Annotated in this window: 16 protein-coding genes and 3 tRNA genes; 11 read left to right on the forward strand and 8 right to left on the reverse strand. The window is 72.9% G+C overall.

Going from position 1 to position 19281, the window contains the following annotated elements:
- The first annotated feature begins 9 nt into the window (after nt 1-9).
- The 5 genes from ACGFYQ_RS17310 (at nt 10) to ACGFYQ_RS17330 (ending at nt 8231) form a co-directional block, all read left to right on the forward strand.
- Nucleotides 10-2247, forward strand: coding sequence for a DNA polymerase III subunit gamma and tau (locus tag ACGFYQ_RS17310; protein WP_393744604.1), 2238 nt, complete (start codon nt 10-12; stop codon nt 2245-2247).
- A gap of 61 nt (nt 2248-2308) precedes the next feature.
- Nucleotides 2309-3562: a phosphoribosylamine--glycine ligase gene (gene purD, locus ACGFYQ_RS17315; RefSeq protein WP_393744606.1), complete on the forward strand. Its 1254-nt coding sequence runs from the start codon at nt 2309-2311 to the stop codon at nt 3560-3562.
- Between the two features lie 298 nt (nt 3563-3860).
- Nucleotides 3861-5498 carry a hypothetical protein gene (locus ACGFYQ_RS17320; protein ID WP_393744608.1) on the forward strand — a complete coding sequence of 546 codons (1638 nt, stop codon included), beginning with the start codon at nt 3861-3863 and terminating at the stop codon, nt 5496-5498.
- Nucleotides 5499-5722: 224 nt separating this feature from the next.
- Complete coding sequence (locus tag ACGFYQ_RS17325) at nt 5723-7210, forward strand: N,N-dimethylformamidase beta subunit family domain-containing protein (RefSeq protein ID WP_393744610.1); 1488 nt, start codon at nt 5723-5725, stop codon at nt 7208-7210.
- Nucleotides 7211-7301: 91 nt separating this feature from the next.
- Nucleotides 7302-8231 (forward strand): phosphoribosylaminoimidazolesuccinocarboxamide synthase, encoded by a 930-nt coding sequence (locus ACGFYQ_RS17330; protein WP_393744612.1) that lies wholly within the window; start codon nt 7302-7304, stop codon nt 8229-8231.
- Between the two features lie 47 nt (nt 8232-8278).
- On the opposite strand, the gene ACGFYQ_RS17335 is transcribed toward ACGFYQ_RS17330, so the two are convergent.
- From ACGFYQ_RS17335 to ACGFYQ_RS17370, 8 genes are all read right to left on the reverse strand, one after another.
- Nucleotides 8279-8351, reverse strand: a tRNA-Gly gene (locus ACGFYQ_RS17335).
- Nucleotides 8352-8373: 22 nt separating this feature from the next.
- Nucleotides 8374-8985 carry a response regulator gene (locus ACGFYQ_RS17340; RefSeq protein ID WP_393744614.1) on the reverse strand — a complete coding sequence of 204 codons (612 nt, stop codon included), beginning with the start codon at nt 8983-8985 and terminating at the stop codon, nt 8374-8376.
- A complete protein-coding gene (locus ACGFYQ_RS17345; protein ID WP_393744616.1) occupies nt 8982-10220 on the reverse strand; it encodes a sensor histidine kinase in 1239 nt (412 codons plus the stop codon). Before ACGFYQ_RS17345 ends, ACGFYQ_RS17340 begins: the two co-directional genes overlap by 4 nt.
- A 35-nt stretch (nt 10221-10255) precedes the next feature.
- Nucleotides 10256-11020 (reverse strand): ABC transporter permease, encoded by a 765-nt coding sequence (locus ACGFYQ_RS17350; RefSeq protein ID WP_393744618.1) that lies wholly within the window; start codon nt 11018-11020, stop codon nt 10256-10258.
- The gene (locus ACGFYQ_RS17355) at nt 11017-11937 is read right to left on the reverse strand and encodes an ABC transporter ATP-binding protein (protein WP_393744620.1); all 921 of its coding nucleotides are present in this window, start codon (nt 11935-11937) and stop codon (nt 11017-11019) included. Before ACGFYQ_RS17355 ends, ACGFYQ_RS17350 begins: the two co-directional genes overlap by 4 nt.
- 152 nt (nt 11938-12089) lie before the next feature.
- Nucleotides 12090-12165: transfer RNA gene (locus ACGFYQ_RS17360), tRNA-Gly, on the reverse strand.
- Nucleotides 12166-12242: 77 nt separating this feature from the next.
- Nucleotides 12243-12314: transfer RNA gene (locus tag ACGFYQ_RS17365), tRNA-Gly, on the reverse strand.
- A gap of 88 nt (nt 12315-12402) precedes the next feature.
- Nucleotides 12403-12720: an Lsr2 family protein gene (locus ACGFYQ_RS17370; protein ID WP_393744622.1), complete on the reverse strand. Its 318-nt coding sequence runs from the start codon at nt 12718-12720 to the stop codon at nt 12403-12405.
- A 349-nt stretch (nt 12721-13069) separates the two neighbouring features.
- Between ACGFYQ_RS17370 and purS the strand changes: the two genes are divergently transcribed.
- The 6 genes from purS to ACGFYQ_RS17400 all read left to right on the forward strand — a co-directional run bounded on the left by purS (nt 13070) and on the right by ACGFYQ_RS17400 (nt 19255).
- A complete protein-coding gene (gene purS, locus ACGFYQ_RS17375; RefSeq protein WP_030009438.1) occupies nt 13070-13315 on the forward strand; it encodes a phosphoribosylformylglycinamidine synthase subunit PurS in 246 nt (81 codons plus the stop codon).
- Between the two features lie 2 nt (nt 13316-13317).
- A complete protein-coding gene (gene purQ, locus ACGFYQ_RS17380; protein WP_393744624.1) occupies nt 13318-13998 on the forward strand; it encodes a phosphoribosylformylglycinamidine synthase subunit PurQ in 681 nt (226 codons plus the stop codon).
- Nucleotides 13995-16244: a phosphoribosylformylglycinamidine synthase subunit PurL gene (purL, locus tag ACGFYQ_RS17385; RefSeq protein WP_393744626.1), complete on the forward strand. Its 2250-nt coding sequence runs from the start codon at nt 13995-13997 to the stop codon at nt 16242-16244. Before purQ ends, purL begins: the two co-directional genes overlap by 4 nt.
- 116 nt (nt 16245-16360) lie before the next feature.
- Nucleotides 16361-17617: a hypothetical protein gene (locus ACGFYQ_RS17390; RefSeq protein ID WP_393744628.1), complete on the forward strand. Its 1257-nt coding sequence runs from the start codon at nt 16361-16363 to the stop codon at nt 17615-17617.
- A gap of 9 nt (nt 17618-17626) precedes the next feature.
- Complete coding sequence (locus tag ACGFYQ_RS17395) at nt 17627-18421, forward strand: sterol carrier family protein (RefSeq protein WP_393744630.1); 795 nt, start codon at nt 17627-17629, stop codon at nt 18419-18421.
- Nucleotides 18422-18457: 36 nt separating this feature from the next.
- Complete coding sequence (locus tag ACGFYQ_RS17400) at nt 18458-19255, forward strand: META domain-containing protein (protein ID WP_393744632.1); 798 nt, start codon at nt 18458-18460, stop codon at nt 19253-19255.
- Nucleotides 19256-19281 lie beyond the last annotated feature (26 nt).

The raw sequence follows: 19281 nt of genomic DNA on the forward strand, positions 1-19281 counted from the left end.
CTCATAGACGTGTCGTCCCTTGCGCTGTACCGCCGCTATCGCCCCGAGTCGTTCGCCGAGGTCATCGGGCAGGAGCATGTCACTGCACCGCTGATGCAGGCCCTGCGGAACAACCGGGTCAATCACGCGTACCTGTTCAGCGGGCCGCGCGGGTGTGGAAAGACGACCAGCGCGCGCATCCTCGCCCGCTGCCTGAACTGTGAGCAGGGTCCCACCCCCACCCCGTGCGGGGAGTGCCAGTCCTGCCGTGACCTGGCCAGGAACGGGCCGGGGTCCATCGACGTCATCGAGATCGACGCCGCCTCCCACGGTGGTGTGGACGACGCCCGTGACCTGCGGGAGAAGGCCTTTTTCGGGCCCGCCTCCAGCCGCTACAAGATCTACATCATCGATGAGGCCCACATGGTCACCTCGGCGGGCTTCAACGCCCTGCTGAAGGTGGTCGAGGAGCCGCCGGAGCACCTCAAGTTCATCTTCGCCACCACGGAGCCGGAGAAGGTGATCGGGACCATCCGGTCCAGGACGCACCACTACCCCTTCCGGCTGGTGCCGCCCGGCACCCTGCGGGACTACCTGGGCGAGGTCTGCGCGCGCGAGGGCGCCAAGGTCGAGGACGGCGTGCTGCCGCTCGTCGTGCGCGCCGGCGCCGGGTCCGTGCGTGACTCGATGTCCGTCATGGACCAGCTGCTCGCCGGCGCCGCCGACGACGGTGTGACATACGCCATGGCGACCTCGCTGCTCGGGTACACCGAGGGGTCCCTGCTCGACTCCGTCATCGACGCCTTCGCCGCCGGTGACGGGGCCGCCGCCTTCGAGGTCGTCGACCGGGTCGTCGAGGGCGGCAACGACCCGCGCCGGTTCGTCGCCGACCTGCTGGAGCGGCTGCGCGACCTGGTGATCCTGGCCGCCGTGCCCGACGCCGCGGAGAAGGGGCTGATCGACGCCCCCGCCGATGTGGTGGAGCGGATGCAGGCCCAGGCGTCCGTGTTCGGGGCCGCCGAGCTGTCCCGGGCCGCCGATCTCGTCAACACCGGCCTCACCGAGATGCGGGGCGCGACCTCGCCGCGGCTGCAGCTGGAGCTGATCTGCGCCCGCGTGCTGCTGCCCGCAGCCTTCGACGACGAGCGGTCCTTCCAGGCCCGGCTCGACCGGCTGGAGCGCAGCGGGGCCGCTGCCTTCGCCGCCCCGCCCGCCATGGGCTACGTGCCGGGCCCCGAGGCACACGGCATGGCCCCCGCCGGTCCCGCCGGGGGCGTCGCCGCCGCGCGTGCCGCGGTACAGGCCCCCGTACAGGTACAGGCCCCCGCGCCGGCGGCGGCTCCCGCCCCGGCGGCGGCTCCCGCGCCGGTCGCCGCTCCCGAGCCGGTACGGGCTCCCGCGCGGCCGGAGGCGCCGGTGCAGGCCGCCCCTGCCCCGGCCCCCGCCACGCCCGCCCCCGCGCCCGGGGCCTGGCCCGGAGCCGCACAGCCCGGCAGCGGCGCCCCCGGTGCCTGGCCGGGAGCCGCCGCCCCGGCCACCCCGACCCCGGCCGCCCCCGCCCCCGCGGCCCCGGCCCCTGCCACCCCCGCCGCCGGAGCCTGGCCCAGCGCGGCCGCCCCCGGCCAGGGAGTCCCGGCCGCGCCCGCCCCCGCCCAGCCGGCCCCGACTCCCGCGGCCGCGGCCCCGGCCGCGCCCTCCCCCGGCATGGCCGCCGGCGCCGGGCAGGTCCAGGCGATGTGGCCGAGCGTCCTGGAGGCCGTCAAGAACCGCCGCCGCTTCACCTGGATCCTGCTGAGCCAGAACGCCCAGGTCACCGGCTTCGACGGAACCACCCTCCAGCTCGGCTTCCCCAACGCAGGCGCCCGCGACAACTTCGCGAGCAGCGGCAGCGAGGACGTGCTCAAGGCGGTCCTGGCCGAGCAGTTCCAGGTCAACTGGAAGATCGACGCCGTGGTGGGCGGGGGCGGTGGATCACCGGCTCCGCTCCAGACGTCCTCGTACGCCGCCCCGCCCGCGGCCGCCCCGGCCTACAGCCAGCCGCCCCAGGCGCCCTCCGCCCCCGCCCCGCAGCAGCCGCAGCAGCAGCCGCCCCAGCAGTCGGCCTCCGCCCCGCAGCCCCCCGTACAGCAGGCGCCCCCCCCGGTCGCGCCCGAGGACGACTTCGCGGAGGAGGACGATCCCGACCTCGTCGAGAGCGCTCTGACCGGACACGACCTCATCGTGCGCGAGCTCGGAGCGACCGTTGTGGAGGAATACACGAATGAGTAGCCCCTCCTAGTTGGGGTGGCCGCACGAAACCGGCCGCGCCGTCCGGGCTAGTCTGAGCAGCGTGAAGGTCCTCGTCATCGGCGGCGGCGCCCGCGAACACGCCCTGTGCCGCTCTCTGTCCCTCGACCCCGACGTCTCCGCGCTGTACTGCGCTCCCGGCAACGCCGGCATCGCCGAGGTGGCCGAGCTCCGCCCGGTCGACGCCCTCGACGGCGATGCCGTCGCCGCTCTCGCCACCGAACTCGGCGCCGACCTGGTCGTCGTCGGCCCGGAGGCCCCGCTGGTCGCCGGGGTCGGCGACGCCGTGCGCGCCGTCGGCATCCCCGTCTTCGGCCCGTCCGGCGAGGCGGCCCAGCTGGAGGGCTCCAAGGCCTTCGCCAAGGACGTGATGGCCGCGGCCGGGGTCCCGACCGCGCGCAGCTACGTGTGCACCACCCCCGAAGAGGTGGACGCGGCCCTCGACGCCTTCGGCGCCCCCTACGTCGTCAAGGACGACGGCCTCGCGGCCGGCAAGGGCGTCGTGGTCACCGAGGACCGTGCCGCGGCCCGCGCCCACGCGCTCGGCTGCGACCGCGTGGTCATCGAGGAGTACCTCGACGGCCCCGAGGTCTCGCTCTTCGCCATCACCGACGGCGTCACCGTCCTCCCGCTCCAGCCCGCGCAGGACTTCAAGCGGGCCCTGGACGGCGACGAGGGCCCCAACACCGGCGGCATGGGCGCGTACTCCCCGCTGCCCTGGGCCGACCCGAAGCTGGTCGACGAGGTCATGGAGCTGGTCCTCCAGCCGACCGTCGACGAGCTCCGCCACCGCGGCACCCCCTTCTCCGGCCTGCTCTACGCCGGCCTCGCGATCACCAGCCGCGGCGTGCGCGTCATCGAGTTCAACGCCCGCTTCGGCGACCCCGAGACCCAGGTGGTCCTGGCCCGGCTGCGCACCCCGCTGGCGAGCGTGCTGCTGAACGCCGCGAACGGCACCCTGGACGCCGAGCCCCCGCTCAGCTGGCGGGAGGACGCGGCCGTCACGGTGGTCATCGCCTCGCACAACTACCCCGAGACCCCGCGCACCGGCGACGTGATCGAGGGCCTGGCCGACGTGGCCGCCGAGGACGGACCCGACGCGTACGTGCTGCACGCCGGGACCCGGCGCGAGGGCGACGCGGTCGTCAGCGCGGGCGGCCGCGTGCTGTCGGTGACGGCGACCGGTTCCGATCTGGCGCAGGCCCGCGAGAAGGCGTACAAGGCGGTGGCGCGGATCCGGCTGGACGGCTCGCAGCACCGTACGGACATCGCCGCCAAGGCGGCCGAAGGCCGCTGACCAGCTGCTCGGCCTGACCCGCGGGCCCGGTGCGCACGAGGTGCGCCCGGGCCCGCGGGCGCGTCTGTGCGCGTTGGCGTGCGAGTGCCTTCATCCGCGTTCGAACGCACCCAGCTTTACCCAAAGCCATTCCATCGGGTGATCGTCACCCGGTCTGCCTGACGGCCGGGCGTGCCCCAACTAGGGTGCGGCGCAAGCATTCCGGCACTTGGCCCACCGGCATTGCGATGTCAGTGGCGGGTGTCACAGTGGGGGAGTGAGCAAAGCCGCCGCAGGGCAGAGGGGGTGAGGTCCGGCCGTGTCCGGAACCGGTTCGATCATGGAAGTGGGCGTGCCGTCCGCGCGTTCCCGCGCCCTGGCCGTGCTGCGTGTGCGCAGCAGGGCCCTGGCCGTCGGGCTGCTGCCCGCCGCCCTCGCGGTGGTGCTGGTGACCGCCCGGATGACGGGCCGGCTGGCCGGTGACCCCTGGCCCGTGGTGACCCTCGCCGTGTGCGCGGTCGCCGCGCTGGTGCTGCTGGTCGGCGGGATCTTCACCGCCGTGGTGCTGCGGGCGAGCCCCGCCGTGACGCCGACAGTGGCGGTACCGGAGGACTCCGCGCCCGATCTCTACCGGCTGGTGCGTGACCTGGCCGACCGGATGGACGTGCCGCCGCCCTCCGCGATAGCCCTGACGCCGGACTGCGACAGCTGGCTGGAGGACCGCACGCACGCGGCCCACCGCCGCGGCGGCATATCCGCCGGCCCGGAGTCCGAGCCCGGCGCTGCTCCCGTACTGGTGATCGGCTCGCCCTTCCTGTGGTGGATGCGGGTCGCGGAGCTGCGGGCGGTCCTCGCGCCGGTCGTCGCGGGTACGGGACCCTCCGCGCATCCGGACATAGCCGACGCGCGCGGCTTCGTGCGCGGCCTGGACGCCGCCGTGGACGTGGGCGGCAGGCCCGGCCTCGGCTGGATCGCCGGGCCCGCCCGGCTGCTGCTGCGGCTGTGCCGGGTGGATGCCGCCGAGATGGAGCGCGGGGTGGCCGCGGCCGCCTCGGAGCGTGCACAGGGTGTGGACTACGGGCTGCGGATCGTCGCCCAGGAGCAGGTCGGCCTCGCCTACGCGGGCTGGGACCGGCTGCTGACCCGGGTCGCGCTGCCCGCCTGGCGGATGGGCCGCTGGCCGGCGCACCTCGACGCCGGAGTGGTCTCCGCGCTGACCGAGCTGTCCCGGCGGGACCGGCTGGCCGAGGGGTTCACCTCGCGGCTCGGCGAGCGCCCCGCCTGCGACCTGCTGGAGCAGCCGGGGGCGATTGACGAGGCGGCCTCGCTGCTGGCCGCGCGGCTCTTCCACGGCGGGCCGGCCGAGCCCGGGCCGGACTGGTCCCCGGTGGACTGGGCGGCGTATCCGGAGGAGGTCGTGGACCGCAAGTGGCGTACGGAGGCGGCCCGGCTGCACACGGCGCTGGACTCGCTGGCCGCTCCGGCGGGACTGCCGGTCGGCTCCGCCGGTTCGGGCGCCGCGGGCGGGCCCACGCTGGAACGGGTGCTGGGCTATCTCACCGACCGGGTCGGCGAGGGTGCCGCCGGGGAGGCGCTGGCCGGACGTCTCAGCGGCGACCTGGCCCGCGAGGAGCGGGCCGCCGGTCCGGCCGCCGGGACCGGGAAGGCGCGTGGCGCGGACGCCGTACCGCTGTTCCCGCTCCAGCCGCCGCGCAGCGGCCGGGACCTGCTGGCCGACCACGTGACGGCGATGGTGTGCTGCGCGGCCGTCGACTCGGCCGGGGCCGCACCCGGCCTGGACTGGCTCGACGGCCCGATCCTGCTGATCGGTGGCGACCGCCGCTCCGACCTGGCGCCGCGCGTGCTGTGCCTGGTCGAGGACGGGGACCCGGGGCCCCTGCGCGACTGGCTCGCCGACCTCGGCGTCCGCCCGGAGAAGCCGGTCCGCCTGGTCTGACGGCTCCCCGCCGCGGCCCCCGACAGGCGGCCCCGCCCCGGCCCCGGCAAGCTGCGCCGGGCTGCCCCGGCAGGCCTCCCGGGAGGGCTACGGATCGCACAGATAACCGGACCCCAATGTTCCAGTCACGTCAATTCGCGACGAACGGTGACGAACTGCGTGCGTTATGTGATGTGCTGGGCTCGATGCACGCCCGTTCGGGGGAGCGAGGGAGGGGAGCGGTCATGGGAGCGGACCAGATCCGGCGTTGGGAGTCAGGTGCGCTCGCGCACGCGGTGACGGACCCGTTCGGGCAGGGACCCCTGCCCTGGTTCCGGGGCAGCGAGCTCTACTTCGACGACACCGGCCAGGTCGTGCCCTGGTACGTGGACCCGGCCGCCGCGGCCGCCGGCACCGGCCAGATCCCCCGCGCCCGGGGCACGGGCGGCCCCCGCACGGCCGACGACGTGCACCGCCAGATCAAGGGCTTCGCCTCCACCGGCGCCGTGGCCCCCGGCGAGGCCATCGACTTCCACATCACCGTCGACCCGCCCCAGCAGTTCTCCGTCGACGTCTACCGCATCGGCCACTACGGCGGCGACGGCGCCTCCAAGATCACCACCAGTCCCCGCCTCTCCGGCATCGTGCAGCCCGCCCCCCTCGCCGCCGACCGCACCGTCTCCTGCCACCACTGGTGGCTGTCCTGGCGCCTCCAGGTCCCGTCCTACTGGAGCATCGGCGCGTACGTCGCCGTCCTCACCACCGCCGACGGCTACCGCTCCCACATCCCCTTCACGGTCCGCGACGACCACCCCGCCGACCTGCTGCTCCTGCTCCCCGACATCACCTGGCAGGCGTACAACCTCTACCCGGAGGACGGCCGCACCGGCGCCAGCCTCTACCACGCCTGGGACGAGGACGGCCGGCTGCTCGGCGAGCAGGACGCGGCCATCACCGTCTCCTTCGACCGCCCCTACTCGGGCGCGGGCCTGCCCCTGCACGTCGGCCACGCCTACGACTTCATCCGCTGGGCCGAGCGCTACGGCTACGACCTCGCCTACGCCGACACCCGCGACCTGCACGCCGGCCGCGTCGACCCGACCCGATACCGCGGCCTGGTCTTCCCCGGCCACGACGAGTACTGGTCCGCCCCCATGCGCCGCACCGTCGAGCGCGCCCGAGACCACGGCACCTCGCTCGTCTTCCTCTCCGCCAACACCATGTACTGGCAGGTCGAGCTCGGCCCCTCGCCCTCCGGGGTCGACGACCGGCTCCTCACCTGCCGAAAACGCCGCGGCCCCGGCCGCCCCAGCCTGTGGCGCGAGGTCGACCGCCCGGAGCAGCAGCTCCTCGGCATCCAGTACGCCGGGCGGGTCCCCGAGCCCGCGCCGCTGATCGTCCGCAACGCCACGCACTGGCTCTGGGACTCCACCGGCGCCGGGGAGAACGACGAACTGCCCGGCCTGGTCGCCGGCGAGGCCGACCGGTACTTCCCGCGCACCCAGCTCCCCGAGCACCAGGACCGGATCCTGCTCGCGCACTCCCCGTACCTCGACAGCGAGAACCACCGCCGCCACCAGGAGACCTCGCTCTACCGGGCGGCAAGCGGCGCGCTGGTCTTCGCGTCCGGCACCTTCGCCTGGTCCCCGGCGCTCGACCGCCCCGGCCACGTCGACGAGCGCGTCCAGCGGGCTACCGCCAATCTCCTCGACCGGATCTGCAAGAGGGACTGACCGCCGCCGGGGAACGACACCCCCTGGACGGGGCAGACGACCCGGTACGGGAGAATGGGTTTGCGCTCGTACAGACCCACAGGGAGACCCCGTGTCCGGATTCGTCGAAAAGCCCGAGCCGGTTGAGGTTCCCGGCCTCGTCCACCTCCACACCGGCAAGGTGCGCGACCTCTACCGCGACGAGGACGACCGCCTCGTCATGGTCGCCAGCGACCGTATGTCCGCCTTCGACTGGGTGCTGCCCACCGAGATCCCGGACAAGGGCCGCGTCCTCACGCAGCTCTCCCTGTGGTGGTTCGACCAGCTCGCCGACCTCGTGCCGAACCACGTCATCTCCACCGACCTGCCCGCCGGCGCCCCCGCCGACTGGGCCGGCCGCACGCTCGTCTGCCGCAACCTCGACATGGTCCCCGTCGAGTGCGTGGCCCGCGGCTACCTCACCGGTTCCGGACTCCGCGAGTACAAGGAGACCCGTACCGTCTGCGGACTCGCCCTCCCCGAGGGCCTCGTGGACGGCTCCGAGCTGCCCGCCCCGATCTTCACCCCGGCGGCCAAGGCAGCCGTCGGCGAGCACGACGAGAACGTCTCCTACGAGGAGGTCGCGCGCACGGCCGGCGCCGAGACGGCGGCCCTGCTGCGCCAGACCACCCTGGCCGTGTACAGCCGAGCCCGGGACATCGCCCGTGAGCGCGGGATCATCCTGGCGGACACCAAGTTCGAGTTCGGCTTCGACCCGAAGGACGGCACGCTGGTCGCCGCCGACGAGGTGCTGACCCCGGACTCCTCCCGCTTCTGGCCGGCCGACCTGTGGGAGCCGGGCCGCACCCAGCCCTCCTTCGACAAGCAGTTCGTCCGCAACTGGCTGTCCTCCCCGGACTCCGGCTGGGACCCGAAGGGGGAGCTCCCGCCGCCGGCCCTCCCGCAGGAGATCGTCGAGCGGACCCGCGCCAAGTACGTCGAGGCCTACGAGCGGCTCACCGGCCTGACCTGGACGGCGACGACCGGGATCACCCCGGCCTGAGACACGAAGAAGCCCCCGGTCGAGGACCGGGGGCTTCTTCCCTGCAGAGCGGACAACGCGACTCGAACGCGCGACATCCACCTTGGCAAGGTGGTGCTCTACCAACTGAGCTATGTCCGCAGGCGCCGTAAGGCGAGACCTACTATACCCAACCTCGCTCCCGTGCGAGACGCACTGCCGTGTGCCGGTTCTCGGCACCCAGCTTCGTCGCCGCCGACGACAGGTAGTTCCGTACCGTCCCCTGCGACAGCCGCGCCCGCTCCGCGATCTCCACGACCGGCGCCCCGTCCGCCGCGAGTTCCAGCACCTCCGCCTCCCGGGCGGTCAGCGGCGAGTCCCCCGCGCTGATCGCGTCGGCCGCCAACTCCGGGTCCACATAACGCCCTCCGGCGTGCACGGTCCTGATCAGCTCGGCCAGCCGCTGCGCCGAGACGGTCTTCGGCGCGAAGGCCCGTACGCCCGCCGCCAGGGCCCGCTTCAGGTGGCCGGGACGCCCGTGACTCGTCACGATCATGGTCTTGCAGTCGGGGAGTTCGGCCCGCAGCGATGTGGCCACACTCACACCGTCCGCCCCCGGCATCTGCAGGTCCAGCACCGCCACGTCCGGCCGGTGCGCCCGAGCCATGGCGAGGGCCTCGGGCCCGGAGGCCGCCTGGGCGACGACCAGCAGGTCGTCCTCCAGTGCCAGCAGGGCGGCGAGCGCCCCACGGATCAGGTGCTCGTCGTCGGCGAGCAGTACGCGTACGGGGCTCACGCCCGCACCTCCAGTCGTTTCACGTGTCCGCCGGGTATCTCGGCGCGCAGCCGGAAGCGGCCGTCGGCCGCCGGTCCCGCCTGCAGGGTTCCGTCCAGTACCGCGAGCCGCTCGCGCAGCCCGGCCAGCCCCGAGCCGGGCGGCCCGGCGGGCGTCTCGGGAGCTCCGTCGTTCTCCACGACCAGGGTCGCCGGGCCGGCCTCCGGCGCCGTCAGCCGGATCACGCAGCTGTGCGCGTCCCCGTGCCGCAGGACGTTCGTGGTCGCCTCGCGCACCACCCAGCCGAGTGCCGACTGGACCTCGGGCGGCAGCTCGTGCCCGGCCGCGTCGAAATCGACCCTGCAGTCCATCCCGGCCGCCCGCAGCACCCCGCGCGCGCCCTCCAGCTCCACGGCGAGGTCCGCCTCCCGGTAGCCGCGCACGACGTCGCGCACCTCCCGCTGGGACTCCTGGGCGATCCGCTGCACCTCGATCATCTGGTCCACGGCCTCCGGCCGTTCGCGCCGGGCCAGCTGGACCGCCAGCTCGCTCTTGAGCGCGATCACCGCCAGATTGCGGCCCATCACGTCGTGCAGGTCCCGGCCGAAGCGCAGCCGCTCCTCGGCGACCGCCAGCCGCGCCTGGATCTCGCGGGACCGGTCCAGTTCGTAGACCGTCTTCAGCAGCCATGCCGAGAATCCGCAGGTGGCGCTGAAGAGCAGATTGCCGATCAGTACCCCGACCGCGTAGCCCAGCGCCTCTCCCGGCGGCAGGCCCAGGGCGAGCACGGCCACGGCCGTGCCGGCGGCCACGGCCGGGGCGACGCACCAGATGAGCTTCACGGACCGCAGGGACAGGACCAGCGATCCGGTGGCGAAGCAGGTCAGCCCCGAGACCAGCGACGGCGCCGCGGCCGGGTCGAGTCTGCCGGTCGCGCGCAGCGCGAGGACGGCGAGCGTGGCCGCGCCCGTCGCGAGGGCCGTGGCCACCGCGAGCCGGGTGGGGCGTTCGCGCCGGCCCACCACCCAGTGCAGGGCCCTGGAGGAGTGCACTGCGCACAGCGCCGCGTGGACGCACGCCATCAGGAAGAGCGAGACCGGCACCAGCGCCGAGGACCGCCCGGCGGCGCCGGCCAGCGGGGCCAGCCCGATCCCCAGGAACTCCATGACCACGAAGAAGTGGAACGACCAGCGCGTGTACAGCTCGACCTTCCCCGCGGTGCTGCGGTTCCTCCACCACCCCTTCAGTTTCGGCATGTTGCCCGTCCCCCCTGCATCCTTCATTCTTCCCGCTAGCGGCGCGGTTCCCAGCGGAACCACCGCTGGACAGCAAACACGGTGATCATGATCCAGGCCAGTGTGGTGAGCGCGGCCCCGAGCAGCTCACCGGCCTCGACCCCGCCGCTCCAGCCGGCCCGGACGAGGGCCATCACCCCGCTCACCGGCAGCAGTTCGCACACCGAGGCCACCGTGTCCGGCAGCGAGTCCACCGGTACGGACAGCCCCGAGCCGAGCACGGTGAGCAGGAACAGCGGCAGCGTGGTGAGGCCGGCGCTCTCCACGGTGCGGGTGAAGGAGGCGGTCAGCGCGGCCGCCCCGGCCAGCAGCACCGTGCCCGCGAGGACGGCCAGGGCGAGCAGCGCGGGGTTCCGCGGCATCGGCGCGCCCAGGGCTGCCGCCCCGGCCACCGCGAGGACGGTGATCTGGCAGGCGGCGAGGACGCCGGCGGGCAGGGCGGTCCCGGCCAGGATCTCCAGGTCGGCCGCCTCGCCGGTGCGCAGCCGCTTGAGTACGAGCTCCTCGCGCCGGGCCGTGTACGCGGACACCAGGTTCACGTACACGACGAGGAGCAGCACCATGCCGGTCCCGCCGGTCAGCGTGGCCTCGCCGAGGGCGGCCGCTCCCTCCTGCCCGTCCAGGGTGGAGCGCAGGACGAACACCGTGAGCAGCGGCATCAGCAGGGCCACGCTCAGCGCGGCCCGGTTGCGCACCAGCAGGGTGAGCTCGGAGCGGCCGAGCGCGGCGAGCCGGCCGGGGTTCGGGGTCGGCGTGTTCACCGGGCTCCCGCCGTCTCGCGCCGGTTCCGCGCGATGTCCAGGAAGACGTCCTCCAGGGAGCCGGACCGGGCGTCGATCCCCTCCAGTTCCACACCGGAGTCGTGGGCCCAGCGCAGCAGTTCGGCCAGAGCCGTCTGGAGCCGCCCGGTACGGATCTCCACGCGCTGCCCGTACGCCGCCGCGCGCAGCGTCAGCGGGAGCCTGGCCGCAGGCACCCCGGCGGGCAGCGTGAAGCGGATCCGGGCGGGGCGGCCGGCGGTCACCTCGGCCGGGGTCCCGGCCAGGACGAGTTCCCCCTCGTGGAGGATCGCCAGCCGGTCGGCGAGCTCCTCGGCCTCCTCCAGGTGGTGCGTGGTCAGCAGCACCGTGGTGCCCTGGTCCCGCAGTTCCCGTACCAACGCCCAGGTGTCCCGGCGCCCTTCGGGATCCATCCCGGTGGTCGGCTCGTCCAGGAACAGCACCTCAGGTCTCCCCAGCAGGGCCAGCCCCAGGTCGAGGCGCCGCCGCTCACCACCGGACAGCTGCTTGACCCGTACGGAGGCACGCGCGCCCAGGCCGACCGCGCCCAGCACCTCCGCCGCCGGGCGGGCGCCGGTGGTCACCCCGCTCCACATCCGGACGGTCTCGGCGACCGTCAGGTCCGAGGGGAATCCGCCCTCCTGGAGCATGACCCCGGTGCGCGGGCGGACCTCGGCCCGGCGCGTGTACGGGTCGAGGCCGAGGACGCGGACCTGCCCGCCGCTCGGCCGCGCCAGCCCCTCCAGCAGCTCGACGGTGGAGGTCTTGCCCGCCCCGTTGGTGCCGAGCAGGGCGAACATCTCGCCCCGCGCCACGGAGAAGGAAACGTCCCGCACGGCTTCGAAGCCCCCGGCGTAGCCGCGGCGCAGCCCCCGGGCGTCGATCACGGTGTCAGTCATGACCCCAGCCTCGCGGCGCCCGGACGGGCCCGGCAGTGCGCGCCGTCATGATCCGCGATGACATTTGTCAGGGAAGGTCCAAAGCCGCAAAGGCCGGGGGGCGGGGAAACGCGAAGAAGGCCCCGGTCGTAATGACCGGGGCCTTCTCCCTATGGAGCGGACGACGCGACTCGAACGCGCGACATCCACCTTGGCAAGGTGGTGCTCTACCAACTGAGCTACGTCCGCATGTACTGCGTGCACTGCCTGGGCAATGCGTGCATCACTCTACCTGATCCACGGAGGTGGTCGGTAAACCGATGCAGAGCGGGTGACAGGGATCGCACACTGCGCCTTCCCCCTGGAAGGAGGATGTTCTACTACTGAACTACACCCGCACGACCTTCGGGACTGTGACCTGCGGTCTGGCCCCTCGGCGTGATCCACACATTAGCCGACGCAGGGGGGTGGATGGCAAATCGGCCCTCAGTGGGCCGCGTTGTAGGCCTCGTAGATCTTCTTGGGGATGCGGCCGCGGGGCGGCACGTCGTACTGGTTGGACCGGGCCCAGGCCCGGACGACCGCCGGGTCGGGTGCGAGGGACGTGTGCTTGAAGGCCTTCCCCGAACGCGACTGGCGTCGGCCGGCGGCCACGAACGGCTCCAGGCCCTTCCGCAGTTTCTTTGCGTTCGCCGCATTGAGGTCGATCTCGTACGACTTACCGTCCAGAGCGAACACGACCGTTTCCGCCGCTTCTCCGCCATCGATGTCGTCGGAGAGCGTGACTACTACGCGCTGCGCCACGGATATCGGTCCCTTCGGTGCGACGCCGCCACCTGCTGACGTGCGGCGATGTCGCCTGTGTGGATGTTTCGGAGCAATGCATCTTTCCGCCCCGTTGTGAAGCGGCAAAATGCCGCCTCACGGGATGATTCCTTTGTACCCCGATTCCCATTGCATTGCGAAGCCCAGTTAATTCTCTCCGCGTGTCCCGCCGCAATCCCGGACGCGTGGTTTTCCTGGTGATTTTGCGAAGCGTTGGTGAAGCGAAACCGGCCGATGATCACGACCTGAGGATATCTACCCGCGTAGAAATTTCGGCCGGGTACGCTGAGGGAACCGCCTTCGCACCAACCACACACGGGAGTGCCCGATGGCACGCGTCGTAGTCGACGTCATGCTCAAGCCGGAGATCCTCGACCCCCAGGGCCAGGCGGTGCAGCGTGCACTGCCGCGCCTGGGCTTCGAGGGAATCGCCGACGTCCGCCAGGGGAAGCGCTTCGAACTGGAGGTGGAGGGACCGGTCGACCAGGCCGCCCTCGACCGCATCCACAAGATGGCCGAAACGTTCCTCGCCAACACCGTCATCGAAGACTTCACCGTGAAGGTCGAGGCCTGACGGTGACCACTCGCATCGGAGTCGTCACGTTCCCCGGAACGCTCGACGACCGTGACTCGCTGCGCGCCGTCCGCCTCGCGGGGGCCGAGCCGGTTTCGCTCTGGCACCGCGACAAGGACCTGCACCAGGTCGACGCGGTCGTCCTCGCGGGCGGCTTCTCCTACGGGGACTACCTGCGCGCCGGGGCCATCTCCCGCTTCTCGCCGGTGATGGAGACCATCATCGAGCAGGCCAAGGGCGGCATGCCCGTCCTCGGCATCTGCAACGGCTTCCAGGTCCTCACCGAGGCCCACCTGCTGCCGGGGGCGATGCTCCGCAACAACCACCTGCACTTCATCTGCCGCGACCAGAAGCTGCGGGTGGAGAACGCGGAGACCGCGTGGACCGGCGACTACACCGCCGGCCAGGAGATCTCCGTACCGCTCAAGAACATGGACGGCCGCTACGTCGCCGACGAGCGCGTGCTCGACGAACTGGAAGCCGAGGGCCGCGTGGCCTTCCGCTACGTCGACATGAACCCGAACGGGTCGCTGCGCGACATCGCCGGCATCACCAACGCCGCGGGCAACGTCGTCGGCCTCATGCCCCACCCCGAGCACGCGGTCGAGCCGCTGATCGGGACGGGCGGCACCGACGGCCTCCCGTTCTTCACGTCGGTCCTGAAGAAGCTGGTCAGCGCATGAGCCTCGACACCGTCAAGAACGCCACCGAGACCCCGGACGCCTCCCAGCCCTGGAAGGAGCTCGGCCTCAAGGAGGACGAGTACGCCCGGATCCGGGAGATCCTCGGCCGCCGGCCCACCGGCGCCGAGCTCGCCATGTACTCGGTCATGTGGTCCGAGCACTGCTCGTACAAGAGCAGCAAGGTCCACCTCGCCCAGTTCAGCGAGAAGAAGCCCCAGTCCGACGCCATGCTCGTCGGCATCGGCGAGAACGCCGGCGTCGTCGACGTCGGCCAGGGCTACGCGGTCACCTTCAAGGTCGAGTCGCACAACCACCCGTCGTACATCGAGCCCTACCAGGGCGCGGCCACCGGCATCGGCGGCATCGTGCGCGACATCCTCGCGATGGGCGCCCGCCCGGTCGCGGTCGTCGACCCGCTGCGCTTCGGGGCGGCCGACCACCCCGACACCAAGCGCGTCCTGCCGGGCGTGGTCGCGGGCATCGGCGGCTACGGCAACTGCCTGGGCCTGCCCAACATCGGCGGCGAGGTCGTCTTCGACGCCTGCTACCAGGGCAACCCGCTGGTCAACGCCGGCTGCATCGGCGTGATGAAGCACGAGGACATCCACCTCGCCAAGGCCTCCGGCCCCGGCAACAAGGTCATCCTCTACGGCGCCCGCACGGGCGGCGACGGCATCGGCGGCGTGTCCGTACTGGCCTCCGAGACCTTCGACGACACCAAGCCGACGAAGCGCCCGGCGGTCCAGGTCGGCGACCCCTTCCAGGAGAAGCTCCTCATCGAGTGCACCCTGGAGATCTTCAAGGAGAAGCTGGTCGCGGGCATCCAGGACCTCGGCGGCGCCGGGCTCTCCTGCGCCACGTCCGAGCTGGCCTCCGCCGGTTCCGGCGGCATGCGCGTCGAGCTGGACACCGTTCCGCTGCGCGACGCGACGCTCTCACCCGAGGAAATCCTCATGAGCGAGTCGCAGGAGCGCATGTGCGCGATCGTCGAGCCGCAGTACGTCGACCGCTTCATGGAGATCTGCGAGAAGTGGGACGTCATCGCCACCGTCATCGGTGAGGTGACCGACGGCGAGCGCCTGGAGATCTTCTGGCACGGCGAGCAGATCGTGGACGTGCCCCCGGGCACCGTCGCCCACGAGGGCCCGGTCTACCACCGCCCGTACGCCCGCCCGTCCTGGCAGGACGCGCTCCAGGCGGACGACGCGAACAACCTGCCGCGCCCGGCGACTTCGGCCGAGCTGCGCGCGCAGGTCCTCGCGCTGGTCTCCTCCCCGAACCAGGCGTCGAAGTCCTGGGTCACCGACCAGTACGACCGCTTCGTGCAGGGCAACACCGTCCTGTCGCAGCCCGAGGACGCGGGCATGGTCCGCATCGACGAGGAGTCCAACCTCGGCGTCGCCATGGCCACGGACGGCAACGGCCGCTTCGCCAAGCTCGACCCGTACACGGGCGCGCAGCTGGCGCTGGCCGAGGCCTACCGCAACGTCGCCGCGACCGGCGCCAAGCCGCTGGCGATCTCCGACTGCCTGAACTTCGGCTCCCCCGAGGACCCGGACGTCATGTGGCAGTTCGCCGAGGCCACGCGCGGCCTGGCGGACGGCTGCCTGGAGCTGGGCACCCCGGTGACCGGCGGCAACGTCTCCCTCTACAACCAGACGGGCGACATCGCCATCCACCCGACCCCGGTCGTGGCGGTCCTCGGTGTGATCGACGACGTCAACCGCCGTACGCCGATGGCGTTCGCGGAGGCCGGCCAGCTGCTGTACCTGCTGGGCGACACGGCCGAGGAGTTCGGCGGCTCGGCCTGGTCCCAGGTCGTCCACGACCACCTCGGCGGCATGCCGCCCAAGGTGGACCTGGGCCGCGAGAAGCTGCTCGGCGAGATCCTGATCTCCGCCTCGCGCGACGGCATGATCGACGCCGCGCACGACCTGTCCGACGGCGGCGTCATCCAGGCGCTCACCGAGTCCTGCCTGCGCGGCGGCAACGGCGCGCGGATCGTGGTCCCCGAGGGCCTGGACGCCTTCACCTTCCTGTTCTCCGAGTCCGCGGGCCGCGCCATCGTGTCCGTCCCGCGCAGCGAGGAGCTCCGCTTCACCGACATGTGCGGCGCGCGGGGCCTCCCCGCCACCCGCATCGGTGTGGTGGACGGCGAGGAGATCGAGATCCAGGGCGAGTTCACCCTCCCCCTGACCGAGCTCCGCGAGGCCCACGAGGCCACGATCCCGGCCCTGCTGGCCTGATCCGCTCCACCAGAGCCCCCGCCCGGTCTTCCGGGCGGGGGCTCCGGCGTTCCCGTTGGTAGCGTCGTCGCAGTCGCAAGACAGTGACAGGACTGGGGTGGGGGATGTTCGAACCGATGAGGCCGTCCACCGGCGGCCCGCTGCCGGATCGCGGACGATGGCGCAATGCGGTCAATTTGCTGCTGTGCATCGCCGGTGTGGGCGGTGTCGTCCTCGGCGGCTGGGCCCTCCACGGCTCCTACCAGTCGTGGCAGCACCGCGGGGAGAGCCGTACCGCGATCCGGGAGGCCTGTGCCGACCTGATCGAGGCCGACGAGGCCGATGAGGTGATGCGGCTGGACGGCGGCCGTGACCGGGTGCGGCCGAGCGCGGTCAAATCCAGGAGGCAGCTGGACCTGGACCAGCTGCCGGACGAGTGCGTACTGGTGGCCGCGCAGGAGCAGGACGGCAAGACCGTGTGGTTGGTGCACTTCGGCCTGAAGGTGCACTCGCTCCCCCAGCAGGGCCTGCATGTCCTCGACCCCGACGACGAGGCTTTCGACCCCGGGATCCACCAACGTGCCGGCGAGGACGTCACCGACCAGGTGGGCGATCCGCTGCCCTCCCCCCTCGGCGACGGCAGTGCCGGGGCCTACTCCGCCCGGACCGTCTCGGTGACAGCCGGCTGTGTGCAGCCCGTGGTCGGCAAGACCTCCTTCCGGGCCTCTGCGACCGCCCGGTACGGCGACCCGACCGACAAGGAACGCAAGGCCCTCGCCTTGATCGCCCGAACAGCGGCGGTCAAAGCCGCGGAGCGCAGCGGTTGCGCCGTCACCCCGCCCGAACTGCCCACCGCTCTGCCCGCGCAGGGGCGCACCCTCGGCCCCGCCGAGCAGGGCACCGGCAGTTGCGCCTGGTACGCGGCCTTCCTGCGCGGCCGTCAGGACCGGGAGCGGCTGCCCGACAAGGCGCTCGGCGTGCCGGTGTCGGAGCACGGCGGGAGCGAGTCCTGCGTGCTGGCGCTGGACACGGACACCCGCGGCGGCATCCATGCCCGGCTCGTCGCGGACGGCGTGAAAGCCGGGGGCCCCAGCGACCGCTGGACCAACCCCTGGTGGCTGCAGACCTTCTCCTACTTCGGCGACGACGCGGCCGGGACCGAGGTGCGGCCCTTCACCAAGAAGGGCACCCCGATCGCCCCCGGCCAGGCGGGGCGGGACTTCCTGGTCCTGTACGCCTCGGCCACCTGCCAGGGCCGCCCCGCCGTCCTCGGCATGACGACGGCCTACCGGTACGACGAGGTGCTCGGCCCGCGCCTCGACGAGGTGTTCACGGCGTACGCCACCGAGGCCGCAGCGCGGCGCGGCTGCACCGAGCTCACCCTCCCCGGATAGGGTCGCCGCATGCCGCCCGGGAAGAGGAAGCCGCGTACGTACGACCCCGCCAAGATCCGCGCGGCGGTCACCGCGCAGTTCGGGCATGTCGCCGACGCCGTGCGCGAGTTGACCCCCGAGCAGCTGGCGCGGCCCAGCGGGCTCGGGGACTGGAGCGTCGCCGACCTCGCCGCGCACATCGCGTGGATCGCGGACTCGCTGGCGAGCGGCCTGGCCCGGCCGCCCGCCGTCGTCGCCGAGATCACGGCCGCGGAGTGGCCCTTCGCCACCGCGTCCCTCGCCGGGAAGATCTCCGAGGCGGCCAGGGAAACCGTGAGCGGGGCCCCGCTGCCCGAGCTGTTCGACCGCGCGTCCGCCCGGCTGGCCGAGGCGCTGGCGGCGAACCCGGGCGGCGACCGGGTGCTGACCCTGTGGGTCGGCGACATGACCCTCGCCGACTTCATGGTCACGCGGACCGTGGAGCTGGTGGTCCACACCGACGACCTGAACCGGGCCGCCGGACTGGACATCCCCATGGAGCGGCAGGCCCTGGCCGCCTGTACCCGGCTGCTCGCCGACGCCCTCGCGCTCAAGGCGCCCGGCGGCGCGGTCGAGGTGCGGATCCCGCCGTTCGCCGTGGTCCAGTGCGTCGAGGGCCCCCGGCACACCCGCGGCACCCCGCCCAACGTCGTGGAGACCGACCCGCTGACCTGGATGCGGCTCGCGACGGGCCGTACCGGATGGGCCGAGGCCCTCGACGAGGCGCTGGTCAGCGCCGGCGGCGAGCGGGCGGACCTGGCGGCGCTGCTCCCGCTGATGAGCTGAGCGGAACCGCCCGGGCGCCGGCTCCGTCCCAGCATCATGCGTACTTTCCGGAACCTACCGACGGGCCTGGCGCTCGTCCTCGCGCTCGCCGCGTGCGGCGGCCGGTCCGAGGACGGCGCCGCCCGCACGCTCCCCGACCCCGTCGGCCCCTGGGCCGTGGAGTCCCTGACCACCGGCGGCCGCACCCTGCACGCGCCCGACGCCGCCCGCGTCGACATCGGGCAGGACGAGGCCAAGGGCAACTACGGCTGCAACGGGTTCACGGCGAAGGTGGTCCTCGACGGAACCTCCGCCCTGACCGTCACACCCGGCGCGACGACCACCATGGCCTGCGAGGACCAGGCCTTCGAGACGGAGTTCGCCAAGCTGTTCACGGGCCGGCTGACCATCGACCGGGGCCCCGACCGGCTCACCCTGAAGACCGCCGACGGGAGCACCATCGCCATGACCGCGAAGCCCCCGGCCGCGGACGCCCCGCTCATCGTGACCGAGTGGACCGTCGACTCCCTGGTCAGCGGCGCCACCGTCTCCTCCGTTCCGGCCGAGGCGGCCGGCCGGGCGCGGTTCACGATCGCGGCCGACGGCGCGGCGAGCGGCAGCCTCGGCTGCAACCGGTTCAGCGCCAAGGCCACCGTCGACGGTCCCACGGTCACCTTCGGGCCGCTCACCACCACCCGGATGGCCTGCGAGGGCCCGGCGGGCGAGGTCGAGCGGACGCTGACCGAGCTGTTCGGCAGCGGCCCGCTCACCTGGAAGATCCAGGACCGGACCCTGACGCTCACCGCCCCCGACGGCAAGGGCCTGACCGCCGGGGCGGCCTCCGCCGCGGAATGACCGCGGAATGACCGCGGAATGACGGG

Origin of the sequence: Streptomyces sp. NPDC048258 (genome assembly GCF_043201995.1) — a bacterium.
In the GTDB taxonomy this organism is placed as follows: domain Bacteria; phylum Actinomycetota; class Actinomycetes; order Streptomycetales; family Streptomycetaceae; genus Streptomyces.